This window comes from Mesorhizobium sp. P2_A12 (assembly GCF_056405075.1).
Genome location: NZ_JBFUCU010000003.1, coordinates 138,323 through 165,320, shown reverse-complemented (window position 1 = coordinate 165,320; position 26,998 = coordinate 138,323). Strand labels below are relative to the sequence as shown.

General features: G+C 61.9%; 21 protein-coding genes. 14 read left to right on the top strand and 7 right to left on the bottom strand.

Annotated features, from left to right (window positions below):
* Nucleotides 1-44: 44 nt before the first annotated feature.
* From AC1DZU_RS08370 to AC1DZU_RS08360, 3 genes are all read left to right on the top strand, one after another.
* A complete protein-coding gene (locus AC1DZU_RS08370; RefSeq protein ID WP_477283563.1) occupies nucleotides 45-2,033 on the top strand; it encodes an SDR family NAD(P)-dependent oxidoreductase in 1,989 nt (662 codons plus the stop codon).
* A 178-nt stretch (nucleotides 2,034-2,211) separates the two neighbouring features.
* Nucleotides 2,212-3,144 (top strand): glycosyltransferase family 2 protein, encoded by a 933-nt coding sequence (locus AC1DZU_RS08365; protein WP_477283561.1) that lies wholly within the window; start codon nucleotides 2,212-2,214, stop codon nucleotides 3,142-3,144.
* A 121-nt stretch (nucleotides 3,145-3,265) separates the two neighbouring features.
* Nucleotides 3,266-3,805 (top strand): sugar transferase, encoded by a 540-nt coding sequence (locus tag AC1DZU_RS08360; protein ID WP_477283559.1) that lies wholly within the window; start codon nucleotides 3,266-3,268, stop codon nucleotides 3,803-3,805.
* Between the two features lie 49 nt (nucleotides 3,806-3,854).
* On the opposite strand, the gene AC1DZU_RS08355 is transcribed toward AC1DZU_RS08360, so the two are convergent.
* The 3 genes from AC1DZU_RS08355 to AC1DZU_RS08345 form a co-directional block, all read right to left on the bottom strand.
* Nucleotides 3,855-4,802: an NAD-dependent epimerase/dehydratase family protein gene (locus AC1DZU_RS08355; protein ID WP_477283557.1), complete on the bottom strand. Its 948-nt coding sequence runs from the start codon at nucleotides 4,800-4,802 to the stop codon at nucleotides 3,855-3,857.
* Nucleotides 4,799-6,124, bottom strand: a complete 1,326-nt coding sequence (locus AC1DZU_RS08350; RefSeq protein WP_477283555.1) for an O-antigen ligase family protein — start codon at nucleotides 6,122-6,124, stop codon at nucleotides 4,799-4,801. The genes AC1DZU_RS08355 and AC1DZU_RS08350 overlap by 4 nt, the downstream gene beginning before the upstream one ends.
* A gap of 199 nt (nucleotides 6,125-6,323) precedes the next feature.
* The gene (locus AC1DZU_RS08345; RefSeq protein ID WP_167392264.1) at nucleotides 6,324-6,467 is read right to left on the bottom strand and encodes a hypothetical protein; all 144 of its coding nucleotides are present in this window, start codon (nucleotides 6,465-6,467) and stop codon (nucleotides 6,324-6,326) included.
* 138 nt (nucleotides 6,468-6,605) lie between these two features.
* Between AC1DZU_RS08345 and cysD the strand changes: the two genes are divergently transcribed.
* The 3 genes from cysD to cysQ are packed head-to-tail and all read left to right on the top strand — an operon-like array spanning nucleotide 6,606 to nucleotide 10,274.
* Nucleotides 6,606-7,511 carry a sulfate adenylyltransferase subunit CysD gene (gene cysD, locus AC1DZU_RS08340; RefSeq protein ID WP_477283552.1) on the top strand — a complete coding sequence of 302 codons (906 nt, stop codon included), beginning with the start codon at nucleotides 6,606-6,608 and terminating at the stop codon, nucleotides 7,509-7,511.
* 2 nt (nucleotides 7,512-7,513) lie between these two features.
* Nucleotides 7,514-9,451, top strand: a complete 1,938-nt coding sequence (gene cysN, locus AC1DZU_RS08335; RefSeq protein WP_477283550.1) for a sulfate adenylyltransferase subunit CysN — start codon at nucleotides 7,514-7,516, stop codon at nucleotides 9,449-9,451.
* Nucleotides 9,452-9,461: 10 nt separating this feature from the next.
* Entirely contained in the window at nucleotides 9,462-10,274 is an 813-nt protein-coding gene (gene cysQ, locus AC1DZU_RS08330; RefSeq protein WP_477284192.1) for a 3'(2'),5'-bisphosphate nucleotidase CysQ, read from the top strand.
* Nucleotides 10,275-10,287: 13 nt separating this feature from the next.
* Here the strand turns inward: cysQ and AC1DZU_RS08325 are convergent, their stop codons facing one another.
* The 4 genes from AC1DZU_RS08325 to AC1DZU_RS08310 form a co-directional block, all read right to left on the bottom strand.
* Nucleotides 10,288-11,430 carry a DegT/DnrJ/EryC1/StrS family aminotransferase gene (locus AC1DZU_RS08325; RefSeq protein ID WP_477283548.1) on the bottom strand — a complete coding sequence of 381 codons (1,143 nt, stop codon included), beginning with the start codon at nucleotides 11,428-11,430 and terminating at the stop codon, nucleotides 10,288-10,290.
* A gap of 257 nt (nucleotides 11,431-11,687) precedes the next feature.
* Entirely contained in the window at nucleotides 11,688-12,611 is a 924-nt protein-coding gene (locus AC1DZU_RS08320; protein WP_477283546.1) for a carbohydrate kinase family protein, read from the bottom strand.
* Nucleotides 12,608-13,054 carry an RbsD/FucU family protein gene (locus AC1DZU_RS08315; RefSeq protein WP_477283544.1) on the bottom strand — a complete coding sequence of 149 codons (447 nt, stop codon included), beginning with the start codon at nucleotides 13,052-13,054 and terminating at the stop codon, nucleotides 12,608-12,610. Before AC1DZU_RS08315 ends, AC1DZU_RS08320 begins: the two co-directional genes overlap by 4 nt.
* Nucleotides 13,054-14,280, bottom strand: coding sequence for an ROK family transcriptional regulator (locus tag AC1DZU_RS08310; RefSeq protein ID WP_477283542.1), 1,227 nt, complete (start codon nucleotides 14,278-14,280; stop codon nucleotides 13,054-13,056). The genes AC1DZU_RS08315 and AC1DZU_RS08310 overlap by 1 nt, the downstream gene beginning before the upstream one ends.
* Before the next feature lie 210 nt (nucleotides 14,281-14,490).
* On the opposite strand from AC1DZU_RS08310, the gene AC1DZU_RS08305 reads away from it, so the two are divergent.
* The 8 genes from AC1DZU_RS08305 (at nucleotide 14,491) to AC1DZU_RS08270 (ending at nucleotide 26,987) form a co-directional block, all read left to right on the top strand.
* Nucleotides 14,491-15,507 (top strand): substrate-binding domain-containing protein, encoded by a 1,017-nt coding sequence (locus AC1DZU_RS08305; protein ID WP_477283540.1) that lies wholly within the window; start codon nucleotides 14,491-14,493, stop codon nucleotides 15,505-15,507.
* A gap of 97 nt (nucleotides 15,508-15,604) precedes the next feature.
* Entirely contained in the window at nucleotides 15,605-16,723 is a 1,119-nt protein-coding gene (locus AC1DZU_RS08300) for an ABC transporter permease (protein WP_095089737.1), read from the top strand.
* Nucleotides 16,699-17,502, top strand: a complete 804-nt coding sequence (locus AC1DZU_RS08295; protein WP_477283538.1) for an ATP-binding cassette domain-containing protein — start codon at nucleotides 16,699-16,701, stop codon at nucleotides 17,500-17,502. The genes AC1DZU_RS08300 and AC1DZU_RS08295 overlap by 25 nt, the downstream gene beginning before the upstream one ends.
* A gap of 132 nt (nucleotides 17,503-17,634) precedes the next feature.
* Nucleotides 17,635-20,103 (top strand): glycogen/starch/alpha-glucan phosphorylase, encoded by a 2,469-nt coding sequence (locus AC1DZU_RS08290; RefSeq protein WP_477283536.1) that lies wholly within the window; start codon nucleotides 17,635-17,637, stop codon nucleotides 20,101-20,103.
* A gap of 185 nt (nucleotides 20,104-20,288) precedes the next feature.
* Complete coding sequence (glgB, locus tag AC1DZU_RS08285; RefSeq protein ID WP_477283534.1) at nucleotides 20,289-22,502, top strand: 1,4-alpha-glucan branching protein GlgB; 2,214 nt, start codon at nucleotides 20,289-20,291, stop codon at nucleotides 22,500-22,502.
* 50 nt (nucleotides 22,503-22,552) lie between these two features.
* Entirely contained in the window at nucleotides 22,553-23,818 is a 1,266-nt protein-coding gene (glgC, locus tag AC1DZU_RS08280; RefSeq protein WP_477283532.1) for a glucose-1-phosphate adenylyltransferase, read from the top strand.
* A 91-nt stretch (nucleotides 23,819-23,909) separates the two neighbouring features.
* The gene (glgA, locus tag AC1DZU_RS08275; RefSeq protein ID WP_477283530.1) at nucleotides 23,910-25,355 is read left to right on the top strand and encodes a glycogen synthase GlgA; all 1,446 of its coding nucleotides are present in this window, start codon (nucleotides 23,910-23,912) and stop codon (nucleotides 25,353-25,355) included.
* A 3-nt stretch (nucleotides 25,356-25,358) separates the two neighbouring features.
* A complete protein-coding gene (locus AC1DZU_RS08270; protein WP_477283527.1) occupies nucleotides 25,359-26,987 on the top strand; it encodes an alpha-D-glucose phosphate-specific phosphoglucomutase in 1,629 nt (542 codons plus the stop codon).
* The last annotated feature ends 11 nt before the right edge of the window (nucleotides 26,988-26,998 follow it).

Below are 26,998 nucleotides of genomic sequence, written 5' to 3'. Positions count from 1 at the left end.
TTGGTGATGCTCATGTCCGTGAGCCTGGAGTCTAGTGCAGTCCAATGAATTCTTACCTAGAAGCTGTATTCGGACTCAGGCCGGAAATGCGGCGCGCCTTCATCATGGTCCAGGACGTGGTCATGGTCCTGGTCGCCGTGGCGCTCAGCCTTGTGCTTTCGCGGTCGAATCTTTCGTTCGATCCGCTCTCCAACCAGGGTTTGGGAACCTGGGGGGGCATTGTCGTCATCAGCCATCTCCTGTTTAGATATTGTGGTCTCTACAAGACCGTTTGGCGCTTCGCTTCGACGCCCGACTTTTTCAATATCCTGAAGAGCTGCGCGATTTTGACGTTGGCTCTGTACGCCACGTCGATGCTGGCTCGTTCTTTCCAGCCTGTGCAGGGGCTCAACGAGCGTCAGTTCATCGTCTTCTTCCTCGTCTCCTTCACGATCATATCGGCGCCCCGCCTGTTCTACCGCTTCCTGCGTGACGGCGCGAGCTGGGGCATTCTGAGCACCAAGACCGGTAAGACGCAGGCCAAGCAGGCGTTGTTCGTTGGCCGACTCGGGGAAGCCGACCTGATCATTCGCTTCACGCGCACGGCGGAGCCGGCGGACTATTCCATCGCCGGGATCATGGCGACCGAGCGCGGTGTACAATTGGGCACGCGGATTCAAGGTGTTCCCGTGGTGGCGACCCGGCCGCGGCTGATCGACCTCCTGGAAGACTATGCGACCGGCACCGAAAGCCTGGACTTGCTGATTTTCGGCAGCGGCGCCGAGCACGAGATCGAGGAGTATTCGGAACTCGTCCGCATCGCCCGGCATGGCGACATAAGTGTGGTGCAGTTCTCCGGTCTTTCGGAACTGGAACAGCATGGAAAACTGGTTCTCGACGCGGTCGAGATGGAAACGATCCTGCGACGCCCGACAGTGCCTTCCGATGTCGAGCGTATCGGGGCCTTTGTTGGCGGCAAGCGCGTTCTGGTGACGGGCGGTGCCGGGTCGATTGGCCGAACGTTGGTCAAACGGTCGTTGGAACTGGGGGCGGAGGCGGTGCTCGTCGCCGACAACTCCGAGTTCGGCATCTTCCAGTTGAGCCAGTACATTGCCGAGAAGGACCACGACCGTCTCAAGGTCCGCATCGTCGATGTCGCGGATCGGCGCCAGATAACGCGTGTCGTCACGGAATTCAGACCGGACATCGTCTTTCACGCCGCGGCGCTCAAGCACGTTCCGCTGCTCGAGGAAAACTGGGATTCGGCCATCCAGACCAATGTCTTCGGCACGCTTGTCTGTGCCGAAGTCGCCGCCAAATGCGGGGTTGCCCAGTTTGTCCTGATATCGAGCGACAAGGCGGTGGATCCCTCATCTGTGCTTGGCGTGACAAAGCGGGCTGCCGAACAGATCATCAGCGCCTTGCATGGGCCCCCCGCGAGCGAGCCCGGCGCGCGTCGATCGGTCACCAAGTTCGTGGCCGTTCGCTTCGGCAATGTCTTTGGCAGCAACGGTTCGGTGGCGACCATATTCCAGGCGCAGATCGAGGCCGGAGGGCCGGTCACCATCACGGACCGGCGCATGACACGCTATTTCATGACAGTGGCCGAAGCCGTCGATCTCGTCATCATGTCGGCCGCCGATGCCGCATCGCGGCAGAGCGGGGAAGATTATGCCGTCTACATGCTCGACATGGGCAAGCCGGTGCCGATCCTTGAAGTGGCCGAAACAATGATCCGCCTGTCCGGAAAGAGCCCCTACACGGACATCCCGATCCGGTTCACCGGCATAAGGCCGGGCGAGAAACTCCACGAAATTCTGCATGGCGAGGATGAGGAACTCGTCGAACTCGGCATTTCGAAGATCTTTGGCCTGAGCACGGATGTCGTGGAATGGTCGGATGTCCAGGCCGCGCTGACAGCGCTGCAGCAGTCGGTGAAGAACCAGGACAAGGATGCTGCGCTGGCCGTGCTGGCAGGCCTTGACCAGGCCAAGAAGGCCAGGGGGAGCATTCATCTGGACGTGATCCCGAAAACGGCCCGGCAAGCGACCTAACCCGATCCAGAAATCGATCTTGATCGTGGATTGGACAAACCCAGAGCAATTCCGGGAAAAGCGTGAAACGGTTTTCCGTCCGGAATTGCGTTAAACGAAGAAATTGAGCCGTTCTGCGTTTGCGTAAGACGATGAACCGCTCTAGCCATTCCAGGCATTTGCAGGGTGTTTGAAGCTCGTGAGCAAAGAAGATCCGCGCATCGCAGTCCTGATGGGCACGAAAGACGGCGCCGCCTTTATCGATGAACAGTTGCAATCCCTGCTCGCGCAGTCGCACCCTCTGATCGACCTGTGGATCTCCGACGACGGCTCCGTCGATGACACGATCGCTATCATCGAGACGTGGAAGTCCCGCTGGACCAAGGGTCGAGTGACCCTGGTGGAGGGGCCGCGGCAAGGGTTCGCCCCCAATTTCCGGTCGATGGTCCTTGACCGGCGCATCGACGCGGACTGCTATGCCTTCTGCGACCAGGACGATATCTGGGAGCCCGACAGGCTGGAGAGCGCTGTCAGCTGGATGCGGGCCCATGACGCAAAAATCCCGCTGATGTTTTGCTCGCGAACCGCGACCATGACCGAATCCGGAAGCCTTGTCGGCCATTCGCCGCTGTTTCGCCGGTCGCCATCCTTTCGCAACGCGCTTGTGCAAAGCATCGCCGGCGGCAACACGATCCTGCTCAACGCTGCGGCCCGCGACCTGCTGGCCAGGGCCTCCGCGCAAACCGAGTTCGTCAGCCACGACTGGTGGGCCTATCTCATCGTGACCGCCGCCGGCGGCATCGTCCGCTACGATCCGCGGCCGCTGGTGCGGTACCGCCAGCATGCGGCAAACCTGGTTGGCGCCAACGTATCGTGGAGGGCGAGGGTCTCCCGGCTTGGCCGTCTGTTCAAGGGCGACTTTGCCGGCTGGACGGATCGCAATCTTGACGGACTTGCCGTTAACCGCGACCTGCTGACCGACGATGCAGCGGCGTGCGTCGACCTGTTCACAAAAGGGCGGCAAGGCAATCTTTTCCAGCGTTTGGACGGCTTGCGCAAAAGCGGTGTCTATCGGCAGACCCTTGCCGGCACCCTGGGGCTCTATCTCGCATTCATCCTGGGTCGCATCTGAGCATCGATCCGCGGCATGGTGTGCTTGGCCAGGAGATGACCTCATGCTACGTCGACCGTACTAACGGGCTTCGTCTGCGGCGTTGTCTCGGGGCTTTGGCAGGGAGCGCAATCGGCCGTTCATGAAGGCAACCAAGCAAATCTTCGATCTTGCCGGCGCGGCTCTACTGCTGGTGGTCACATCGCCTGTTCTGGTCCTCGCCTTCCTTGCCGTTCGGGCATCATCACCCGGTCCGGCCATTTTTTCACAGACGCGCGTCGGTCGCGACGGCCTGCTTTTTCGCTGTCACAAATTGCGGACGATGTATGTCGGAACGCCGTCATTGCCCACGCACGAGGCGCCTACGAATTCCGTCACCTTGGTTGGCAAGGTCTTGCGGAAGTTCAAACTCGACGAGTTGCCCCAGTTCTGGAACGTTTTGAAGGGCGAAATGAGCTTGGTCGGGCCGCGTCCCTGTCTGCCGACGCAAACGGAATTGATCGAGTGTCGCAGGCGGCTGGGGGTCTTGGCGGCACTTCCGGGCATAACGGGTCTCGCCCAGATCAGGGGCATCGACATGTCGAACCCCGAGCTTTTGGCCAAAACGGATGCCGCCTATCTCAGCACAGCATCGTTCTGGCTCGACCTTCGGATCCTGTTTGGGACGCTCTATCGAAGCTGAGCAGGCCATGATCCCAAAAACCGAAGCCGGTTTTGGGAAGAGATCATGGTCAAGCGAGAAGTCGACGTTCACAGAGCCGCGCGAGTTCGGCCAGCCGCTCCAGCGTACCGGTTTCCGGTGCCCAGCCCTGCGATATCAGCAGCGAAGGGTCGCATATCTGCGTCGCGGTCATGCTGTCCCAAAACGCCCGCTTGCCCAGTACTGCCGCGGCCGGCCGCATGAGGCCGGCCGGCACCGTGATCAGGCGCGTCGGACGTCCGAAACCCCTGCGAAAGGCGGCAATGACGGCCATGATCGCGACCGGTGGCACATCGGCGCCCATATAGGTCGGACGAAGTGACCCCGAATGGCTCAGCAGGTGCGACACCGCTCGCGCCGCGGCTTCGGAGGACATCAGCGAGCGGGTTCCCGTCAATGCGCCTGTCGGCAGCGGCAGCGCCGTATCGGCCAGGCGCATCAGCGTCGCCAGGTTTCCCCTCATGCCGCTTCCATAGACTGGAGGCAGGCGCAACACGGCGGCATCGGCACGGCCGTGCGACGCATAGGCGCTCAGAACCTTGATTTCGGCTTCGCGCTTCGAGCGCCCATAGACGCATTGCGGGGCAGGAAGCGTGTTCTCGTCGATCGTCGCGCTGACGCGAGCGCCGATCACGGCCCGGATCGAGGAGAGGTGGATGAAACGTCCGCTGACCTGAGCGGCCGCTGCCTGCGCCAGCCGCGCGCTCAATTCCACATTGGCCGCCCGATAATCGGCTTCGGTGGCGTCGCCCTGATCATTGTTGAGGCCGGCGCAATGGACGACATGGGTCACATCCCTGGTCAGTGCCAGGAAGGCCGCCGCAGGCGCATCGAAACCGGGCATCGCCATAGCTTCGCTTCCCGAACCCAGCCTCTCCGGGTGACGGGAGGCGAGGCGAAGCTCGGCGCCGGCGTCGCGAAGGTGGTGCACGACAAGACGTCCGATGAAACCCGTCGCACCTGTCACCAAGACTTTCATTGCCTTGCTCGCGACAGCTCTTGGGTGGCTGGTGGAAGCGCCTGTCCTTCCACCTCTGGTGGAAGTGCTTGCCCTTCCGCCAACGGAGCCTGACGTCCGGAGGCAAGATATGTCCCGCACACCAGGAAGACCATCAGCACCGAGTCCAGAATGTCATGGCCGATCAGGATGCCTGTCATTCCGGCTGTGAGATAGGTGATCACAACGATGACAATCATGGTCGCGCCGAACCGCTCGACCGGATCGCGGCTGTTTTGCAAGACCCGGACGGCATTTCCAGCGGCAAAGACAAAGATCGCCGCCAGCGTCATGGCGCCCAGAATTCCTGCTTGCACCAGGGCGGTCAGGAAGCCGTTGTGGAAATGGTTGAAGCCTGTGTCCATTGCGAACTGGTCATGAAAGCCCTGCTTGATCAGAAGCTGGCTCGCGCCCACACCATGTCCGAACACCGGCATGTCACGGAATGCCTTGAGGCCGATGTCCCAAAGGGCAACACGTATCCCCAACGAGGTGTCATAGTTGTCGTGGGTCCCAAGCGCATCCCAATCGGAGCGCAGAAAGTCGACGCGCCCGGATATCGCCTGGGAGCCGAATGCCGCGATGACGACACCGACTGCCGTCAGCAGCAGCAGCACGCGAACGGCATTCCTGCCTCTTAGCCTCTGATGATTGATCAAAAGAACAGCGATGCCGGCAATAAGCAGCGCCAGCCAGACAATACGCGAACCGGAATAGATGATGGCGATCGTCCCGGCCAGTGCGGCGTAGAAGAGGGGGTTCCGGGCTCGCTCTATGCCTGACAAGGCACCGGCCACGCAGACCGCCACGGCAAGGCAGACGACGGTTGCGAAGACGATCGGATTGCCGGCCCCGCCCTCGGCCCTGACCCCAATCCAATATTGCTGGATGACGGCCATCAGCAGCGCGACAAAACAGGCGGCCATGCTGCTGAGCACGACGGTACGGGCAAGTGTGGCTTTCTGCGTGATGCTCCAGGTCGAATAGGAGATTGGGAAAAACAGGAAGGTGACGAGCGGGATCAGGTGTGGCGCATCTCTGACCAACGCGTTGTTGACGATGGAAGCCATGAGATTGGCCGCGCAATAGGCATAGATCGCGACCGTCAGCCAGATCATGGGCCGGTCGATGTTGAAGCGCCTTTTCCCGGCGGCAATCAGCGCGAGGGAGGCGAGGGCTCCGCCATTGAACACAAAACTGACCAACGATCCCAGAACCGGTGGAAAAAAGAAGCAAAGGATGGAGAAGTAGACATTCACCCGCGAGGCAGTGAATTGCTGTCTTATCGATGAAAACCGGTTCAATGCTCTAGGTCACAATTCTCTGGGAGCGATAGGTGTCGTCGGCGGCAACGGATATCGCCTCGAAATAGCACGTGTTCCATCATGCGTCGTGCTCGTCTTCAGCAGCCGGTATAGCGGCTTGGCCCTTTTTTCGATAGTGCGGCAAGGTGGGATTGCCGCCAGAAATCGATGGCCACCGACGGTGGCCTGGCTGAGGCATTCACGTGGCAATTTGCATGTTCAGCCAGGCAATATTTTCCCTCGCTTTTCCTAGCGGCTTGCCCTGTGAGCAGGAATTTCCGGGTTTTGCCGCGCCCATGGAAAATTCATTCCCGAACCGTGCGCCGCGGGGCCAGTCCAGCATTGTTCTCTCCGACGGCGATCTGCTAGAACGCCGGCACGAAAGAGATTGTCCAGAAGCAAGGCTTGAACCGCGCGCCAAAAGCTCGATGATTTGAGGCAAGGTCTTCTGTCGGAAGGCACGAAAGAACGCTTACAGTCCATGACCATTGCGCTTACGCATCTTCAGCGGCTTGAAGCCGAGTCCATCCATATCTTCCGCGAGGTTGCGGCTGCCTTCACCAAGCCGGTGATGCTCTATTCCGTCGGCAAGGACTCTTCCGTGCTGATGCATCTGGCGATGAAGGCGTTTTATCCCGCCAAGCCGCCGTTCCCTTTCCTTCACGTCGACACGACGTGGAAATTCCGCGAGATGATCGCCTTTCGCGATCAGATGGCGCAGAAACTCGGTTTCGATCTGCTGGTTCACGTCAATGAAGACGGCGTGCGCGATAACATCAATCCGTTCGATCACGGTTCGAACACCCACACCCATGTGATGAAGACCGTGGCGCTGCGCCAGGCGCTCGACAAATACGGTTTCGACGCAGCCTTTGGCGGCGCCCGTCGCGATGAGGAGAAATCGCGTGCCAAGGAGCGCATATTCTCCTTCCGCAACGCGCAGCATGTGTGGGACCCGAAGAACCAGCGGCCCGAGATGTGGAAGATATTCAACACCCGCATCGCATCGGGTGAATCGATCCGCGTCTTTCCGCTGTCGAATTGGACCGAGCTCGACATCTGGCAGTATATTCTGCAGGAAAACATCCCGATCGTGCCGCTCTATTTCGCCAAGCAGCGGCCGGTGGTCGAGCGCGACGGCATGCTGATCCTGCGGGACGACGAACGCATGAAACTGCGTCCCGGCGAGACGGTGGAGAACCGGCTTGTGCGGTTCCGCACGCTCGGCTGCTATCCGCTGACCGGCGCCATCGAATCGGATGCCGACACGCTGGAAGCCATCGTCGGCGAAATGCTGACCGCGCGCACGTCGGAACGGCAGGGTCGCCTGATCGACCGCGATGAAGCCGGCTCTATGGAAAAGAAGAAGCGCGAGGGGTATTTCTGACCATGCGCCACATCATGGCAAAGAGCCTCGCGCCCACCGACGGCGTCCGCGACTACCTGGCAGCGCAGGAGAAGAAGTCGCTGCTGCGCTTCCTGACCTGCGGTTCGGTCGATGACGGCAAGTCGACGCTGATCGGGCGCCTGCTGTCGGACACCAAGCAGATTTTCGAGGACCAGCTCGCCGCGCTCGAACGCGATTCGCGCAAACACGGCACGACCGGCGACGACATCGATTTCGCGCTTCTGGTCGACGGTCTCGAGGCCGAGCGCGAGCAAGGCATCACCATCGACGTCGCCTACCGCTTCTTCGCCACGCCGAAGCGCAAGTTCATCGTTGCCGACACGCCCGGCCATGAACAATACACGCGCAACATGGCGACCGGCGCCTCGACCGCCGACCTGGCGATTGTGCTGATCGATGCCCGGCAAGGGGTATTGCCGCAGACGAGACGCCATTCGATCATCGCCTCGCTGCTCGGCATCCGGCACATCGTGCTGGCGGTCAACAAGATCGATCTCGTCGGGTTCGATCAGGCGGTCTTCGAACGCATCACCGAGGCCTACGGGCAATTCTCGCGCGATCTCGGCTTCCAGACCATCGTGCCGATCCCGATGTCCGCCCGCTACGGCGACAACGTCACCAGCCGCTCGGACAGCATGGCATGGTATTCCGGTCCGACGCTGATCGAGCATCTCGAAACCGTCTCGGTCGAGGAAGCGGTGGTCGAACTGCCGTTCCGTTTCCCGGTCCAGTATGTCAACCGCCCCAATCTCGACTTTCGCGGTTTTGCCGGCACGATCGCGTCCGGCTCGGTTGCACAAGGTGACGAGGTTGTCGTCGCCAAGTCCGGCAAATCCTCGCGCGTCAAGCGGATCGTCTCCTATGGCGGCGACCTGGCTCAGGCCGCCGCCGGCCAGGCCATCACGCTGGTTCTGGACGACGAGGTCGAGATCTCACGCGGCAACATGCTGGTTTCGCCTGCCGCACGGCCGCAGGTCGCCGACCAGTTCGCCGCCAACATAGTCTGGTTCGACGAGCACGCGCTGCTGCCCGGCCGATCCTACATCCTGCGCACCGAGACCGATCAGACCAGCGCCACGGTCACCGACCTGAAGTACCGCATCAACGTCAACGACTTCGCCCATGAGGCGGCAAAGTCCCTTGACATGAACGAAGTCGGCATCTGCAACATCTCGACGCGGACACCGATCGCCTTCGATACCTTCGCCGAGAACCGCACCACCGGCGCCTTCATCCTGATCGACCGCATCAGCAACGCCACGGTCGGCGCCGGCATGATCCTGCATTCGCTGCGCCGGGCCGAGAATATCCATTGGCAATCGCTCGATGTCGGCAAGCGCGTCCGCGCCGACATGAAGAACCAGCGGCCCGCCGTGTTCTGGTTCACCGGACTGTCGGGCTCCGGCAAGTCGACCATCGCCAACCTGTTCGAAAAGAAGCTGTTCGCAACCGGCCGCCACACCTATATCCTGGATGGCGACAACGTCCGTCACGGTCTCAACCGCGATCTTGGTTTCACCGACGCCGATCGCGTCGAGAACATCCGCCGCGTCGCCGAAGTGGCGCGTTTGATGGCCGATGCCGGGTTGATTGTCATTGTCTCGTTCATTTCGCCGTTCAGCGCCGAGCGGCGCATGGCGCGCGAATTGATGGCCGACGGCGAATTCATCGAGGTGTTTGTCGACACGCCCTTCGAGGAATGCGCCAGGCGCGATCCGAAGGGCCTTTATGCCCGCGCGCTGAATGGCGAGATCAAGAACTTCACCGGCGTCGATTCACCCTACGAAGCGCCGGAAAAACCGGAAATCCATCTGCAGACGCTCGGCAAATCGGCCGAACAGATGGTAGACGCCCTGGAACACTGGCTGAACGAGCGCGACATTGCCGAAGACCAATACGACAACGGCGGCGGCATCTGACGACAGGCTGATGCTTGAAATCTTCGAGCGGCTGGCCCTGGCGGCCGGACGCGAGGTCATGCGTGTCTTCCATGCCGGCTGCGCGGTCGACCGCAAGTCCGACGCTTCGCCGGTGACCGAGGCGGACCGTGAGAGCGAGAAGATCATTCTCGCCGGGCTGCGTGCCGCATTTCCCGACATCCCCTGCGTGGCCGAGGAGGAAGCCTCCGCCGGCATCGTGCCACCGGACCTGGAAGGTGCCTTCTTTCTCATCGACCCGCTCGATGGCACCAAGGAATTCGTCAACCGCCGCACCGATTTCACCGTCAACATCGCGCTGGTCCGCCATGGCGTACCGGAAGTCGGTGTCGTCTTCGCTCCCTGCAGCGGACGTTTTTTCTCGGGCCGGCCGGGCAGTGCAGAAGCCATCGAGGTCGACAACGATTACCGGATCACAGCCCGCCGGCCGATCTCGGTGCGGACGGCCGTGGAACCATTGGCCGTCGTCGCCAGCCGCTCCCACAACACGCCGGAAACCGAAGCCTATATTCGCGACCTCGGTGCTGCCGAGATCGTCTCGGTCGGCTCGTCCTTGAAATTCTGTCTTCTCGCCAGCGCCGAAGCGGATGTCTATCCGCGCTTCGGCCGCACCATGGAATGGGACACCGCGGCGGGCGATGCCGTGCTGCGCGCGGCCGGCGGCATGACGCGTACGCTGGACGGCCAGCCCCTGGTCTACGGCAAGCGCAAACAGGCCAATGACGAAGATTTCGCCAATCCGCATTTCATTGCCAGCGGCAAGGTTGGCGCCAGCAACAGGGCAGGCGAGGCCACCCCCAGCTGAGGCAGGCCGGTGACTACTCGGCTGCGGCCTGCGCCGAGTTCGAGCCGATATAGTTGCGAATCGTCTCGATGATCCGGTCCTGGTCGGCTTCGCTGAGATAGGGGTGCATCGGCAGGCACAGGATCCGATTTGGCAGGTCCTCCGACACGGCAAGGCCGGTCGGCGTGCGCGGGTAGTCGCGATAAGCGACTTGGGTATGCAGCGGCTTCACATAATAGATGACCGATGGAATGCCCTTTTCGCCGAGATGCGCCTTCAGCCCGTCACGCTTGGGCGTCTCGATCGCATACTGTGCCCAGGCCGACCGGCTGCCGTCCAGATTGCGGGCCGCGGTGACGATGTCGCCAAGCCCTTCGGCGTAGCGATTGGCCACCACCTGGCGGGCCACCATCTCGTCCTCGAGGATGGCCAGCTTCTCGATCAGGATCGCCGCCTGGATGGTGTCGAGCCGCGAATTGATGCCGACGCGGACATTGTCGTACTGCGTCTCGCCCTTGCCATGGAAGGCGAACGATCTGAGCTGCTCGGCCAGCGCATCGTCATTGGTGAACATCGCGCCGCCGTCGCCATAGCAGCCGAGCGGCTTTGCCGGGTAGAAGCTGGTCGAGCCGACCGCGCCGAACGAGCCGCACATCTTGCCGTCGCTCGATCCGCCCATCGACTGGGCGGCATCCTCGATCACCATCAGCCCTTCGCGGTTGGCGATCGCCATGATGGCATCATAGTCGGCGGCAAGGCCGAACAGATCGACGGGAATGATCGCCTTAGGCTTCAGCCGGCCTTTCTTCTTGATCATGGCGATGGCCGCCTCGAGGCTGGCAATGTCGATGTTGTAGCTATGCGGGTCGACATCGACGAACACCGGCTCTGCCTTGGCCAACGCCACCACTTCGGCAGTGGCGGCGAAAGTGAAGCTTGGCACGAACACTGCGTCACCCGGGCCGACGCCGGCCGCGAACAGTGGTAGCAGCAGCGCATCGGTGCCGTTGGCGCAGCCCACGACATGCTTGGTGCCGACATAGGCGGCGAGCTTGTTCTCGAATTCGGTGACTTGCGGGCCGAGTATATAGCGGCCTTCTTCGACGACGCCGTCGATCGCGGCCTTCAGCCGGTCGCGGATTCGTTCGCGCTGCGCGCCAAGATCGATGAACTGCATGTCGGCCTCAAAACGGGTTAGCCAGATAACCGGCCGCTGGTATCAGAGTTGCGCCGGGCGAGAAAGCCGCAGCAGCAAAACCGCGAATTGCGCAAGTGTCGCAGTCTGTTACCTGTATTTTCCGGCGTGTTCTTCACGATATGCCGGAAATCCGGCCTTCGTCGGCCCCGATCCTACCTTAATAATCCCTGAGATCGGCCCTGCGAAACATAAAGTGATCGAGAAGCCCGATCTGTCTTGAGCCCTTCGAGACCTGGTCAGGCGATCTCATGCCGCCAGGGCGGATTGGCGCCGGCCCGCGACACGGTCACGGCCGCCGCCTTGTTGCCAAGCGCCAGTGCCTTGCCGATGGCGTCCTGCGAAAGGCCGGCGATTGCCGTCTTTGTCAGCAGGCCTTGTTCCTGCAGCGAGGCGAGGATGCCGGCATTGAATGTGTCGCCGGCGCCGACCGTGTCGACCACCTTGACCTTCTCCGTCATCACCGTCACGGCGTGTTTCTTGGTGTAGCCGATGGCGCCTTCGCTGCCACGCGTGACGACGATCAGCTTCGGGCCGCGGTCGAGCCAGTTGCGGATGACATCCTCGTGCGAGCCGGCTTCGCCGAACCAGTTAAGGTCTTCGTCGGACAGTTTCACGATATCGGCCATCGCCATCATGGCGCGGATGCGCCTGAGATGCTTGGCCTTGTCCGGGATGAAGTTCGGCCGGATGTTGGGGTCGAGCATCATGACGCGGCTTTCATGCTCGCGCCGCATGAACTCCTCATAGGCACTGCCGGCAGGTTCGGAGATCAGGCTGATGGCGCCGAACAGCATGGCCTCGATCTCGTTGCCGAGCTGCGGCAGGTCGTCGATGGTCAGCATGCGGCCGGCGGTGTTTTCATCATAGAACGTGTAGGTCGCCTGGCCGTTGTCCAGCTTGACGAAGGCCAGCGTCGTTGGCCGTGGTGAAGTGTGTGCGTAGGTGGAGCTGACCTTGCTCGCCCCAAGCGCGTCCCGGAACTGACCGCCGAACAGATCCGACGACAGGCCGGAAAAGAACCCGGCCGGCGCGCCCAGCCGCCCGAGCGCGATGGCCGTGTTGAAGACGGCGCCGCCGACATAGGGGGCAAAGGCCGGCTCGCCGTTGGTCGTCGTGCGCGGCAGCATGTCGATGAGGGCTTCGCCGCAGCAGAGGATCATGGCTTGCTGGTCTCCGGCGGATAGATCACGCCCTTGCGGATGATGATGTTGGCGTACAGCCGCGGCTCGCTTGTCGCGACGATGGCATGCGCCGATTTGACCCGTGCATAGAAGTCGGCGCCGGCCAGCGCAACCACCTTGCGACCGGGCGCGCGTTTTGCGCACAGCGCCTCGATTTCGTGATGCACGGGATCGGCAAGCGAAGGATCACCTTTGACCGAGGCGCGAAACAGCGCCTCTGGCACCGCATCGTCGACCGGCAGCACGCTCAAGATCGCGTCGAGCACGGGCAGGAGATGATGACCATCTGCCCGGATGAGCCGGTTGGCCTGTTCTTCGGCCGGATAATTTCCGTCGACAATCGCGATCTCGTCACCATGGCCCATGGCGCGCAATGTCGCCAGAAGCTCCGGACCAAGCAGCGCCGGGATTCCGATCAGCATCAGGCACTCCTGGAAATCGTCGTCGAACCGATCAGGAAGCGTTCGGAGAGCGGCAGGCTGGCGCCGCCGAGCGCCCGGGCGTGGATGCCGACGGTTCCCTCGCGGACGGCAGGAAGCTTCAGGCCTTCTCCGTCGATCGTGGCGATGGCCGCGATGATGGCGTCGACCAGCCGGCGGCGCACTGCCTTCGGCATCCATCCGTCGATCACCGCTGCTTCGAAATCGATGACCGAGGATGCTGCAACGATGGCATAGGCGAGCGCCCGCGAGGCGGTGGCAATCCAGTCATCGAGTTCGGGGCCGATCTCGCCCCAGTCTTCAGGCGATGTCCACAGATGCGAAGCTTCGACGCCGCGCGCATTGAGCGCCTTTTCGAGCATGGCGATGGACGCCACGTCGATCAACTGGGTCGGCTTGCCATCCGGCCCCGGCACGGGCATCGAGCCGAGTGCTCCGGCATTGCCGGTTGGCCCGCCGAAAAGCCGGCCATTCAGCACAATGCCGCCGCCGGCAAAGGCGCCGATGTAGAAATAAACGAAGTCGCGGGCGGCACCGGTCTGGCCGAAGACGAGCTCAGCGCCGCAGGCCGAAGTCGCATCGTTCTGCAGGTAAACCGGAAAATCGCACTGTGCCTGGATGTCCGCTCTTATGTCGCGATGACGCCATTCGTCCATGGCATCGCGCGGGGCGCCGGCGGTATCGGCCCAGTTCCACAATTCGAACGGCATGGCGATGCCCAGACCGGCGATGCGCTTGTCCTGTGCGGGGGTCAGCTCGCCACGCATCTTCTTCATGCCGGTGGTGACGAACTCCACTGTCTCGCGTGGCGCCGGGTAGCGGTAGGAATGCTGCAGCATCGAACGGACTTGGCCAAGGAAGTCGATCAGTACGAGTTCGGCGCTGCGGCGGCCGATCTTCAAGCCAATGAAGTAGGCGCCGTCGGGGTTGAGCGCCATCGGGATCGAGGGTTGGCCGATCTTGCCGCGCAACGGTGCCTGCCGCAGCAGAAGTCCTTCTTCCTCCAGTTCGCGCATGATGACCGAAACCGTCTGCGCCGAAAGCCCGGTCATGCGGGCGATGTCGGACTTCGCCAGGCTGCCGTGCTGGCGCACGAGCGAGAGCACCAACCGCTCGTTGTGGTCCCGCATGCCGCTCTGGTTGGTGCCACGGTGCAGACGGCTCTCGGCTGCCTCAGGCGAACCGTGCCTCGCAATGCCGGTCTCCACCTTTGTTCCTCCCGTCGTTTCCCCTCACTGCTTTTGGGCCAGAATGGGTGAATGGCGCAAGGCTGTCAATAATAAATAAGAGTGATTTAATTATTGACAGCAATCGTCGACTGGTGTCTGTTGCGATAAGGCGTCCATGCTGGGAGAATGTCGTGGATGCCGTGGAGGCCGGTTGGCCGGCACCCGAAAATGCATCACTGGGAGGAAGTCATGGGTAAATGGAATATCATGAAGGCGGCTGTTGCCGGCCTTGCCTTTTACGGCGCGATGGCAGGCGCCTCGTATGCGGCCGATACCGTCGGCCTGATTACCAAGACCGAAACCAATCCGTTCTTTGTGAAAATGCGTGAGGGCGCTCAGGCCAAGGCTAAGGAACTTGGCGTTACCCTGATCGCCGCCGCCGGCAAGTTCGACGGCGACAATGACGGCCAGGTGGCGGCGATCGAGAACCTTATCTCGGCTGGCGCCAAGGGTTTTGCCATCGTGCCGAGCGACTCGAAGGCGATTGTGCCGACCATCAAGAAGGCGCGCGACGCAGGCCTCAAGGTGATTGTGCTCGATACGCCACTCGATCCGATGGACGCTGCGGACGCGACCTTTGCGACCGATAACCGCAAGGCCGGCATGCTGATCGGTCAGTGGGCTGCCAAGACCCTGGGCGACAAGGCAGCGGACGCCAAGATCGTATTTCTCGATCTCGCGACCAACCAGCCGACCGTCGATTTTCTGCGCGATCAGGGCTTCATGCAGGGCTTCGGGATCGACGTGAAGGATCCCAACAAATACGGCGACGAAGACGACAAGCGTATCTGCGATCACGAAATCAGCCAAGGCGACCAGGAGAAGGGCCGCACGGCGATGGAGAACGCGCTGCAGAAGTGCCCGGATGTAAACGTGGTCTACACAATCAACGAGCCCGCCGCGGCCGGTGCGTGGGAAGCGCTCAAGGCAGTAGGCAAGGATGACGGCAGCGTGATGATCGTTTCGATCGACGGTGGTTGCCCTGGCGTGAAGAACGTTCAGGCAGGCGTAATCGGCGCGACCAGCCAGCAGTATCCGCTGAAGATGGCGGCGATGGCGCTAGAGGCGATCGTCTCGGGCAAGATTCCGGATATCGACCCGAAGATGGGCTTCCTCGACACCGGTGCGCAACTCATCACAGCCAAGACGGTTGAGGGCGTGACGTCGATTTCGGTCGAGGAAGGCCTGAAGCTCTGCTGGGGCTGAGCGCCTTTCAACATCGTTCCATGAAGACTATTGTCCAGAACTCAAAGGGGGCGCACGTGGCGCCCCCTGACAGCGAGGCGTTGGGGAGGATTGCCTGATGAGCGACGATACCGCGGGTTCGGTCACCGCCGAACGCGGGCTGAAGGGTGCCACCGAAGCCCTGGCCAGTTTTGATGAGTCGGATGCCGGCGCGATCCGTCGCCTCCAGGCCTTCCTTCATCAATTTCCCACGTCCATTCCCTTTTTCGTTCTGCTGTTGGGTGTGGTCATCTTTTCGATTGCAGCGCCGGACAAGTTTTTTGCTCCGTTCAACTTTTCGTTGGTGCTGCAGCAGGTGACGATCATCGCCGTGCTCGGTGTGGCGCAGACGCTGATAATCCTTACGGCCGGAATCGACCTGTCCGTCGGCGCTATCATGATCCTGTGCTCGGTGGTGATGGGGCGGACCGCGGTCGTCTACGGCGTTCCGGTATTGATCGCATTTCCGCTCGGGTTGCTCTGCGGTCTGGCCTGCGGGGTCGTCAACGGCCTGATCGTGACGATGCTGCGCTTGCCGCCCTTTATTGTCACGCTTGGCACCTGGAGCATTTTTGGCGCGCTGAACGTCTGGTATTCCCAGAGCGAAACCATTCGCCAGCAGGACATGGAGGCGGCGGCGCCATTCCTGCAGTGGACGGGTACAATTTTCAAACCTTATGATTTCTTCTCAAAAACGCTCGGGCTCGACTGGACCTTTTTGAAAGGCTGGGTGCTGACCTATGGTTCGCTGGTCATGTTGATCCTGGCGTTCGTTATTTGGTACGTGCTGAACAGAACGGCGTTGGGTCGACACATCTACGCCACTGGTGATGATCCGGATGCAGCCAGACTGGCCGGTATCAACACCAAACGGACCCTGATCGCCGTGTACGGGCTCGCCGGTTTCATCTGCGCGATCGCCGCCTGGGTGCTGATCGGCCGCATCGGTGGCGTAAGCCCGCAGGCAGGCCAGACCGCAAACCTCGACTCCATCACCGCTGTCGTGATCGGCGGCACCTCCCTGTTTGGCGGCCGCGGCTCGATCGTCGGAACGCTGATCGGCGCCTTGATCGTCGGCGTCTTCCGCAACGGCCTTGCGCTTTCGGGGCTTGAGTTGCTGTGGCAGGACTTCGCCGTGGGGGTGCTGATCATCGTTGCTGTCACGATCGACCAATGGATCAGGAGAATTTCGGCATGAACGTTACTCCGGTTCTCCAAGCTAGAGGCCTCAATAAGCGCTACGGCAGGGTTGTCGCCCTCGACAATGCCGATTTCGACCTGTTGCCAGGCGAAATCCTCGCTGTCATCGGCGACAACGGCGCCGGCAAGTCGACCCTGGTCAAGGCGCTGTGTGGGGCGGTCATTCCGGACTCAGGCACGATCGAACTCAATGGCCAGCCGGTGCATTTCCGCTCACCGATCGAGGCGCGTGTGGCCGGCATTGAGACCGTCTACCAGAACCTTGCGCTGTCTCCGGCGTTATCGATCGCCGACAACATGTTTCTCGGCCGCGAGATCCGCAAACCGGGCTTTGTCGGGCAGTGGCTGCGAAGGCTCGACCGCTCGGCGATGCAGAGGATCGCCCGTGAAAAGCTTTCCGAACTGGGGCTGATGACCATCCAGAACATCAACCAAGCCGTCGAAACGCTCTCCGGCGGTCAGCGCCAGGGCGTCGCTGTGGCGCGCGCCGCCGCATTCGGCAGCCGCGTGGTGATAATGGATGAGCCGACAGCAGCCCTCGGCGTCAAGGAAAGCCGCCGTGTGCTTGAGCTGATGCTTGACGTGAAGAGGCGCGGGCTACCGATCGTGCTGATCTCGCACAACATGCCGCATGTCTTTGAAGTGGCCGACCGAATTCACATCCATCGCCTGGGTCGTCGCCTCGCCGTCATCGATCCCAAGCAATATACGATGTCCGACGCCGTCGCCTTCATGACGGGAGCGAAGGCTCCGCCGGAGGCGGCGCTGGCGGCCTGAATTGTCAAATTGCCGCAGGGTAAGCTGGAGCAGGCCCATCTAAATCGATTGAACATGCGGCGGTATCGGCTAGCATAGGCTGGGAGGAACTATGAAAGCCGTTATGATCATGGCAACCGCACGAGAGGCAGCATGACGAGCGCGATGACATCCGAACCCCTCCCGCCACTTCTCGAAAATCCTGACCCGGAGACGCTCGCAAGAGAAGTCTTGATGGCCCTCAAATACCGGGTCGGCAAGGGCACGTCCGTTGCCACTCAGCACGACTGGCTGACCGCATCCATCAAGGTCGTTCGCGACCGCGTCGTCGATCACTGGATGCAGGCGACACAGGAGGCCTACGCCCAGCAGGAAAAGCGCGTCTATTACCTGTCGCTGGAATTTCTCATCGGCCGGCTGATGCGCGATGCCTTCTCCAATCTCGGCCTGATGGACAACATGCGCAAGGCGCTGTCGTCGCTTGGGGTCGACCTCGACCTCATCGCCGCGCTCGAGCCCGACGCGGCGCTCGGCAATGGCGGTCTCGGACGGCTCGCGGCCTGCTTCATGGAAAGCATGGCAACTGTCGACATTCCAGCGCATGGCTATGGCATCCGCTACGCCAACGGCATGTTCCGCCAGGAGATTCACGACGGCTGGCAAGTCGAACTGCCTGAGACCTGGCTTGATCACGGCAATTCCTGGGAGTTCGAACGCCGCGAACGCTCCTTCGAGGTCGGTTTCGGCGGTTCGGTGGAATCGATCACCTCGAAGGACGGCCGGCTTGAGCGCCATGTCTGGAAGCCGACCGAGCACGTCCTGGCCGTCGCCTATGATACGCCCGTCGTTGGCTGGCGGGCCAACCGCGTCAACACGCTGCGGCTGTGGTCGGGCATGCCGGTCGATCCGATCCTGCTCGACAAGTTCAATGCCGGCGACCACATCGGCGCGCTCGCCGAAAGCAACAAGGCCGACGCCTTATCGCGCGTGCTCTATCCGGCGGATTCGCACAAGGCCGGGCAGGAGCTGCGGCTGCGGCAAGAGTACTTCTTCTCGACCGCCTCGTTGCAGGACATCCTGCAACGTCATCTCAGCCAGTATGGCGATCTGCTGTCGCTGCCCGACAAGGCGGCGATCCATCTCAACGACACCCATCCTGCTATCGCCGTGCCGGAGCTGATGCGTCTGCTGATGGACGTCCACGGCATGGACTTCGACCAGGCCTGGAGCATCACCAAGCGCACCTTCGGCTACACCAACCACACGCTGCTGCCCGAGGCGCTGGAAAGCTGGCCGGTGCCGCTGTTCGAACGGCTTTTGCCGCGTCATATGCAGATCGTCTATGCCATCAATGCTGAAGTGCTCCTGGAGGCGCGTGCCTCCAACCAGTTCTCGGATGAGCAGATCACCCGCATCTCGCTGATCCAGGAAAACGGCGACCGCCGTGTGCGCATGGGCAACCTGGCCTTTGTCGGCTCGCACTCGATCAACGGCGTCTCGGCGTTGCATACGGAATTGATGAAGGAGACGGTGTTTGCCGACCTCCACAAGCTTTACCCCGACCGCATCAACAACAAGACCAACGGCATCACGCCGAGGCGCTGGCTGATCCAATGCAATCCTGGGCTGACGTCGCTCGCCCGCGAGGCGATAGGTGACCGCTTTCTCGACGACATCGACGCCATTAAGGGTCTCGATGTTTTCGCCGACGATGCCGCCTTTCGCGACAAGTTCGCCGCCGTCAAGCGTGCCAACAAGGTACGGCTGGCCAATCTCGTCGCCGACCGGCTCGGCATCAAGGTCGATCCGTCGGCGCTGTTCGATATCCAGGTCAAGCGCATCCATGAATACAAGCGCCAGCTCCTCAACATCCTCGAAGCGATCGCGCTCTACGACCAGATCCGCTCGCACCCCGAGCGTGACTGGATGCCGCGCGTAAAATTCTTCGGCGGCAAGGCGGCACCCAGCTATCACAACGCCAAGCTGATCATCAAACTCGCCAACGACGTCGCCAAGGTCATCAACCGCGACCCGGCCGTGCGCGGGTTGCTGAAGGTGGTGTTCGTGCCGAACTACAATGTCAGCTTGGCCGAGATCATGATGCCGGCAGCCGACCTTTCCGAGCAGATCTCGACCGCCGGCATGGAAGCGTCGGGCACCGGCAACATGAAGTTCGCGCTGAACGGCGCGCTGACCATCGGCACGCTTGACGGCGCCAATGTCGAGATCAAAGAGTGCGTCGGCGACGACAACATCTTCATCTTCGGCCTGACCACGGCCGAGGTCGCCGAGCGGCGCAACAATGGCTACAACCCGCGCGCTGTGATCGAAGCATCGCCCGAACTGGCACAGGCAGTGGCGGCCGTATCGTCGGGCGTCTTCTCGCCGGACGATCCGGAGCGTTACCGCGACTTGATCAACGGTCTCTATCAGAGCGATTGGTTCATGGTCGCTGCCGATTTCGACACCTACACCGCGACGCAGCGCGACGTCGATGCCGTCTGGCGCAACAGTCCCGACTGGTACGCCAAGGCAATCCGCAACGTTGCGCGTGTCGGCTGGTTCTCCTCCGATCGCACGATCCGCCAATATGCGAAAGAAATCTGGAACGTGCCTGTCTGATGTGATTGCATGAGGCCGCGAACAATGTGGTCCTGTGCATGTCGCCCAAAAGTGCATAGCGGTTTTGGGACAACGACATGCACAAAAACAAAGACTTGGTGCATGTCGCCCAAAAGTGCCTGGCGGTTTTGGGATAAAGACATGCACAAGAGCAAAGAGTCGTGCCCGGGGAGGGACACTGCCTGATGAAGAAGCCGCGCGCGACCGCTGCGACAAGCGGGCCGGACGGACTGGCGGCAGCCAGCGATGTCGCGGCGATTGTTGCCGGCACGCATGGCGATCCCTTCGCTATCCTTGGCGTCCATGAGGTCGGCAAGAGCCTGTTTGCCCGCTGCTTTGTCCCGCATGCGGAGTTCGTCACCGCCTATACGCTGACCGGCAACATCGCCGGTGAACTGTCGAGGCGCGACGACGGTGGGTTTTTCGAAGGCAAGCTGTCTATCCGTAAGCGTCAGCCGCTGCGCTATCATGCCAGGAACGCCGGCGGCGACTGGTGGCTGACGGATCCCTATTCGTTTGGTCCAGTGCTCGGGCCGATGGACGATTACTACATCGCCGAGGGCTCGCATCTCAGGCTGTTCGACAAAATCGGCGCGCATGTCATCGAGCACGAGGGCGCCACGGGCGTGCATTTCGCCGTCTGGGCTCCCAACGCGCGGCGCGTCTCGGTGGTCGGCGATTTCAACGAATGGGACGGCCGCCGGCATTCGATGCGGGACCGCCGCGACACCGGCATCTGGGAAGTGTTCATTCCCGATATCGGCGCCGGCCGGCCCTACAAATACGAGATCATCGGCCCCGATGGCGTCAGGCTGCCGCTGAAAGCCGATCCGTTCGCCTTCAAGTCCGAATTGCGTCCGGCGACCGCCTCGGTGACCGCGGTGCCGCCGGCGCATCCGTGGGGCGACGAGGCCCATCGCAGTTTCTGGCGCGATGCCGATCATCGGCGCGAAGCCATCTCGATCTACGAGGTCCATGCCGGGTCCTGGCAGCTTCGCGACGACGGTACGTTCCTGTCATGGGACGAACTGGCCGACCGGCTGATCCCTTATGCAGTCGAGACCGGCTTTACCCACATCGAGTTCATGCCGATCTCCGAACACCCCTACGATCCGTCCTGGGGTTATCAGACAACCGGACTCTATGCGCCGTCGGCCCGCTTCGGCGATCCGGACGGCTTTGCCCGCTTCGTCGATGGCGCCCACCGCGCCGGCGTCGGTGTCATTCTCGACTGGGTGCCGGCGCATTTTCCGGTCGACGAGCACGGCCTTGTTCATTTCGACGGCACCGCGCTCTATGAGCACGCCGATCCGCGCAAGGGTTTTCATCCCGACTGGAACACCGCGATCTACAATTTCGGCCGCCGCGAGGTGGTGTCGTTCCTTGTCAACAACGCGTTGTTCTGGGCCGAGAAATATCATGTCGACGGGCTTCGCGTCGATGCGGTCGCCTCGATGCTCTACCTCGACTATTCGCGCAAGCAGGGCGAATGGATCCCCAACGAAAAGGGCGGCCGCGAGAACCTCGAGGCGGTCACCTTCCTGCAGAAGATGAACAAGGAGGTCTACGGCCACCATCCAGGCGTGATGACCATCGCCGAGGAATCGACATCGTGGCCGAAGGTCTCGGCACCGGTGCATGAAGGGGGGCTGGGCTTCGGCTTCAAGTGGAACATGGGCTTCATGCACGACACGCTGGAGTATTTCTCCAAGGAGCCGATTTTTCGCAAGCACCACCACAACGATCTCACCTTCGGCCTGACCTACGCCTTCTCGGAGAATTTCGTGCTGCCGCTCTCGCATGACGAGGTGGTGCACGGCAAAGGCACGCTGCTTGGCAAGATGGCCGGCGACGACTGGCAGAAATTCGCGACGCTGCGCGCCTATTACGCCTTCATGTGGGGATATCCCGGCAAGAAGCTGCTGTTCATGGGGCAGGAGTTCGCGCAGCGCCGCGAATGGAGCGAGGCACGCGCGCTCGACTGGAACCTGCTTGAGTTCCGCCCGCATCGCGGCGTCTGGCAGACGGTGCGCGACCTCAACTATCTCTACCGTTCGCGCCCGGCGCTGCATGGCCGCGATTGCGAACCGGAAGGGTTTTCCTGGCTGATCGTCGACGACAGCCAGAATTCGGTTTTTGCGTGGCTGCGCAGCGCACCGGGTGGCAGCCCGGTGGCTGTCATCTGCAATTTCACGCCGGTGCCGCGCGACAATTATCGCGTGCCGTTACCGACGGCCGGAAACTGGCGCGAAATCATCAACACCGACGCTTCGGAATATGGCGGTTCCGGCAAGGGCAATGGCGGCATGGTCGAGGCGCGGGCGGAGGGAGGAGGCATCTCGGCAACGATGCTTCTGCCGCCGCTGTCGACGATCATGCTCGAACTGGTTGCGGACTGAGCCCCGAAACTGGGTAACATGTCGAGACTGAGTAACTTGGGAGGGTAGAAATGGCAGAGTTGAAACGGACCCAGCCGCTGGCGCGCGATGCCATGGCCTATGTACTGGCCGGCGGCCGTGGCAGCCGCCTCAAGGAACTGACCGACCGACGCGCCAAGCCGGCCGTCTATTTCGGCGGCAAGACGCGCATCATCGACTTCGCGCTCTCCAACGCGCTCAATTCCGGCATTCGCCGCCTCGGCGTCGCCACCCAGTACAAGGCGCATTCACTGATCCGCCATCTGCAGCGCGGCTGGAACTTCCTGCGGCCCGAACGAAACGAGAGTTTCGACATCCTGCCGGCCAGCCAGCGCGTCTCGGAAACGCAGTGGTATGAGGGCACGGCCGACGCGGTTTACCAGAACATCGACATCATCGAGGCCTACGGGCCCGAATACATGGTCATCCTCGCCGGCGACCACATCTACAAGATGGACTACGAGTTGATGCTTCGCCAGCACGTCGACGCCAATGCCGACGTCACCGTCGGCTGCCTCGAAGTGCCGCGCATGGAAGCCGTCGGCTTCGGCGTCATGCATGTCGACGCCAAGGACAACATCATCGCCTTCGTCGAAAAGCCCGCCGATCCGCCTGGCATTCCCGACAGGCCGGAGTTCGCCCTGGCATCGATGGGCATCTACGTGTTCAAGACCAAGTTCCTGATGGAGCAGCTGCGCCGCGACGCCGCCGAGCCGGGCTCCAGCCGCGACTTCGGCAAGGACATCATTCCCTACATCGTCCAGCACGGTAAGGCTATCGCCCACCGCTTCGCCAAGTCCTGCGTCCGTTCGACCGCCGAGAACGAGGCTTACTGGCGCGATGTCGGAACGGTCGACGCCTATTGGGAAGCCAACATCGATTTGACCGACATCACGCCGGAACTCGACCTCTACGACCGCGACTGGCCGATCTGGACCTATGCCGAATTGAAGCCGCCGGCAAAGTTCGTGCATGACGAGGATGGCCGCCGCGGCTCCGCCGTTTCCTCGCTGGTCTCGGGCGATTGCATCGTCTCGGGGGCCTCGCTGAAGAGAAGCCTGATCTTCACCGGTGCGCGCATCAATTCCTATTCGACGCTGGAAGAAGTGGTGATGCTGCCCGACGTTCATGTCGGCCGGAACGCAAAGTTGAAGCGCGTCGTCATCGACCATGGTGTTAGGATACCGGAAGGGCTGGTGGTCGGCGAAGACCCCGTCCTCGACGCCAAGCGCTTCCGTGTTTCTGAAAAGGGCATCTGCCTGGTCACTCAGGATATGATCGACAAGCTGGCGCTTTAGAGCAATTCCAGGAAAAGTGTGAAACGGTTTTCCGTCCGGAATTGGGTCAAGACAAAGGGCTCTAGGACAGACAGGATCGGATTGTAGGCGCATGCAGGTTCTGTCGGTCACGCCCGAGATTTTTCCGCTGATCAAGACCGGCGGGCTTGCCGACGTGACCGGTGCGCTGCCCATCGCGCTGGCGGCCAAGGGCGTGACCATGCGCACGCTCATTCCCGGCTTTCCGACCGTGATGGCGGCCTTCAAGAAAAAGAAGGCCGTTCTGCAATATCCCTTGCTGCAGGGCGCCAAGGCCTCCGTCCATTCCGTCCAGCTCGCCGGGCTAGAACTGTTCGTGCTCGACGCGCCGCATCTGTTCGACCGTCCCGGCGGCCCCTATGGCAATGCGACCGGCGTCGACTGGCCCGACAATTGGCGGCGTTTCGCGGCGCTGAGCCAGGTTGGCGGCGACATCGCCGGCGGTGCCATCTCGGGCTATCAGCCCGACATCGTCCATGCCCATGACTGGCAGTCGGCGATGACGCTGGCTTACATGCGCTACGGCAAGGCGGTCGGCGTCCCCTCCATGATGACCGTCCACAACCTTGCCTTCCAGGGCCAGTTCGGCGCCGGCATCTTCGGCGAGCTTGGCTTGCCGGCGGTGGCGATGGCGCTCGACGGCGTCGAATATTATGGCGGCGTCGGCTTCCTCAAGGCCGGCCTGCAGGCGGCCTGGGCAATCACCACGGTCAGTCCGACCTACGCGCAGGAGATCCGCTCGGCGGAGTTCGGCATGGGTCTCGACGGCCTCATCAACATGCGCTCCAGCGATCTCTATGGCATCGTCAACGGCATCGACACCGGCATCTGGGACCCGGAAACCGACAAGCATCTGGTCTCCGCCTATACGGCGGCGACGCTGAAGGCGCGCGCGCCCAACAAGGCTGCCGTGGAGGACCGCTTCGGCCTCGAGCGCGACGACAGCCCGATCGTCTGCGTCATCAGCCGCCTGACCTGGCAAAAGGGTATGGACATACTGGCAATGGTCGTCGACGGCATCGTTGCCAGGGGCGCGCGGCTGGCCATCCTGGGTTCGGGCGATGCCGGCCTCGAAGGCGCGCTGCTTGCCGCCGCGGCCAGGCACCGCGGCCGTATCGGCGTCGTCATCGGCTATGACGAAGGGCTATCGCACATCATGCAAGGCGGCTGCGACGCCATTGTCATTCCCTCGCGCTTCGAACCGTGCGGGCTGACGCAGCTTTACGGCCTGCGCTATGGCTGCGTGCCTGTGGTTGCCCGCACCGGCGGCCTGGCCGATACGGTCATCGATGCCAACGAGGCCGCCGTCTCGGCCGGCGTTGCGACCGGCTTCCAGTTCGCGCCCAACAATGCCGGCGCCTTGCTGCACGCCATTCGCCGTCTCGTGGATGCACATGCCAGCCCGGCGGTCTGGGAATCGCTGCAGCGCCAGGGCATGAAAGCCGAAGTGTCATGGGACAAGAGCGCCGAAAAATATGTCGAACTCTATCGCTTGTTGCTTTCGAAAAGGGTTGCCTGAAGCATGATACGGACCGTCCCCACCAAACCCTATTCCGACCAGAAACCCGGCACGTCGGGACTGCGCAAGAAGGTGCCGGTGTTCCAGCAGGAGCACTATGCCGAGAACTTCATCCAGTCGATCTTCGACGCGCTCGACGGGTTCAAGGGCAAGACCCTGGTGATCGGCGGCGATGGCCGCTTCTACAACCGCGAGGTCATCCAGAAGGCGATCGCCATGGCCGCCGCCAACGGCTTCGGCAAGGTGATGGTTGGGCAGGGCGGCATCCTGTCGACGCCGGCCGCCTCGCACGTCATCCGCAAATACAAGACCTTCGGCGGCATCATCCTATCGGCCAGCCACAATCCGGGCGGCCCGCACGAGGATTTCGGCATCAAGTACAATGCCGGCAATGGCGGTCCGGCGCCGGAAAAGCTGACCGACGCGATCTTCGAAAAGACCAAGACGATTGCGAGCTTCAAGACCACCGATATCGAGGCGATCGACATCGACAAGATCGGCACGGTCAAGGCCGGCGGCATGACGGTCGAGATCATCGATCCGGTCGCCGACTATGCCGAGCTGATGGAAAGCCTGTTCGATTTCGACGCCATCCGCGCCAATTTCAAATACGGCTTTCGCATGCGCTTCGACGCCATGCACGCGGTGACCGGCCCCTACGCCAAGGAGATACTGGAAAACCGGCTTGGCGCGCCCAACGGCACCTGCCGCAACTTCAAGCCATTGCCCGATTTCGGGGGTCACCATCCGGACCCCAACCTCGTCCATGCCAAGCATCTCTATGACGAGATGATGGGGCCGGACGCGCCAGATTTCGGCGCCGCCTCCGACGGCGACGGCGATCGCAACCTGATCATCGGCAAGGGCATTTTCGTCACCCCGTCAGATTCGGTCGCCATGCTTGCCGCCAACGCCCGCCTGGCGCCCGGCTACAGCGAAGGCCTGAAGGGCATCGCCCGCTCGATGCCGACCAGCGGCGCGGCCGATCGCGTCGCCGAAAAACTCGGCATCGGCATCTATGAAACTCCGACCGGCTGGAAGTTCTTCGGCAACCTGCTCGACGCCGACATGGCGACGATCTGCGGCGAGGAAAGTGCCGGAACCGGCTCCAACCATGTCCGCGAAAAGGACGGCCTGTGGGCGGTGCTGCTGTGGCTCAACATCCTTGCCGCGCGCGGCGAAAGCTGTAAGCAGGTCGTCACCGAGCATTGGGCGACCTATGGGCGCAATTACTATTCGCGCCACGATTATGAGGAGGTCGAGAGTGACCGTGCCAACGCGCTGATCGACGAACTCCGCGCCAAGCTCGGCTCGTTGCCGGGCACCAAGGTGCGCGGCATGACGATCGCCAGTGCGGACGACTTTGCCTATCACGATCCGGTCGATGGTTCGACCAGCGAACACCAGGGCATCAGGGTGCTGTTCGAGGGCGGTTCGCGCGTCGTCTTCAGGCTTTCGGGCACCGGCACGTCGGGCGCGACTTTGCGCGTCTATATCGAGCGCTACGAGCCGGACAAGTCGAGGCACGACCTCGATACCCAGGCCGCCCTTGCCGATCTGATATCGGCGGCCGATGATATTGCAGGGATTCGCAGCCATACCGGCCGCGCCAAGCCGAGTGTCATCACTTAATGAAATCTGCG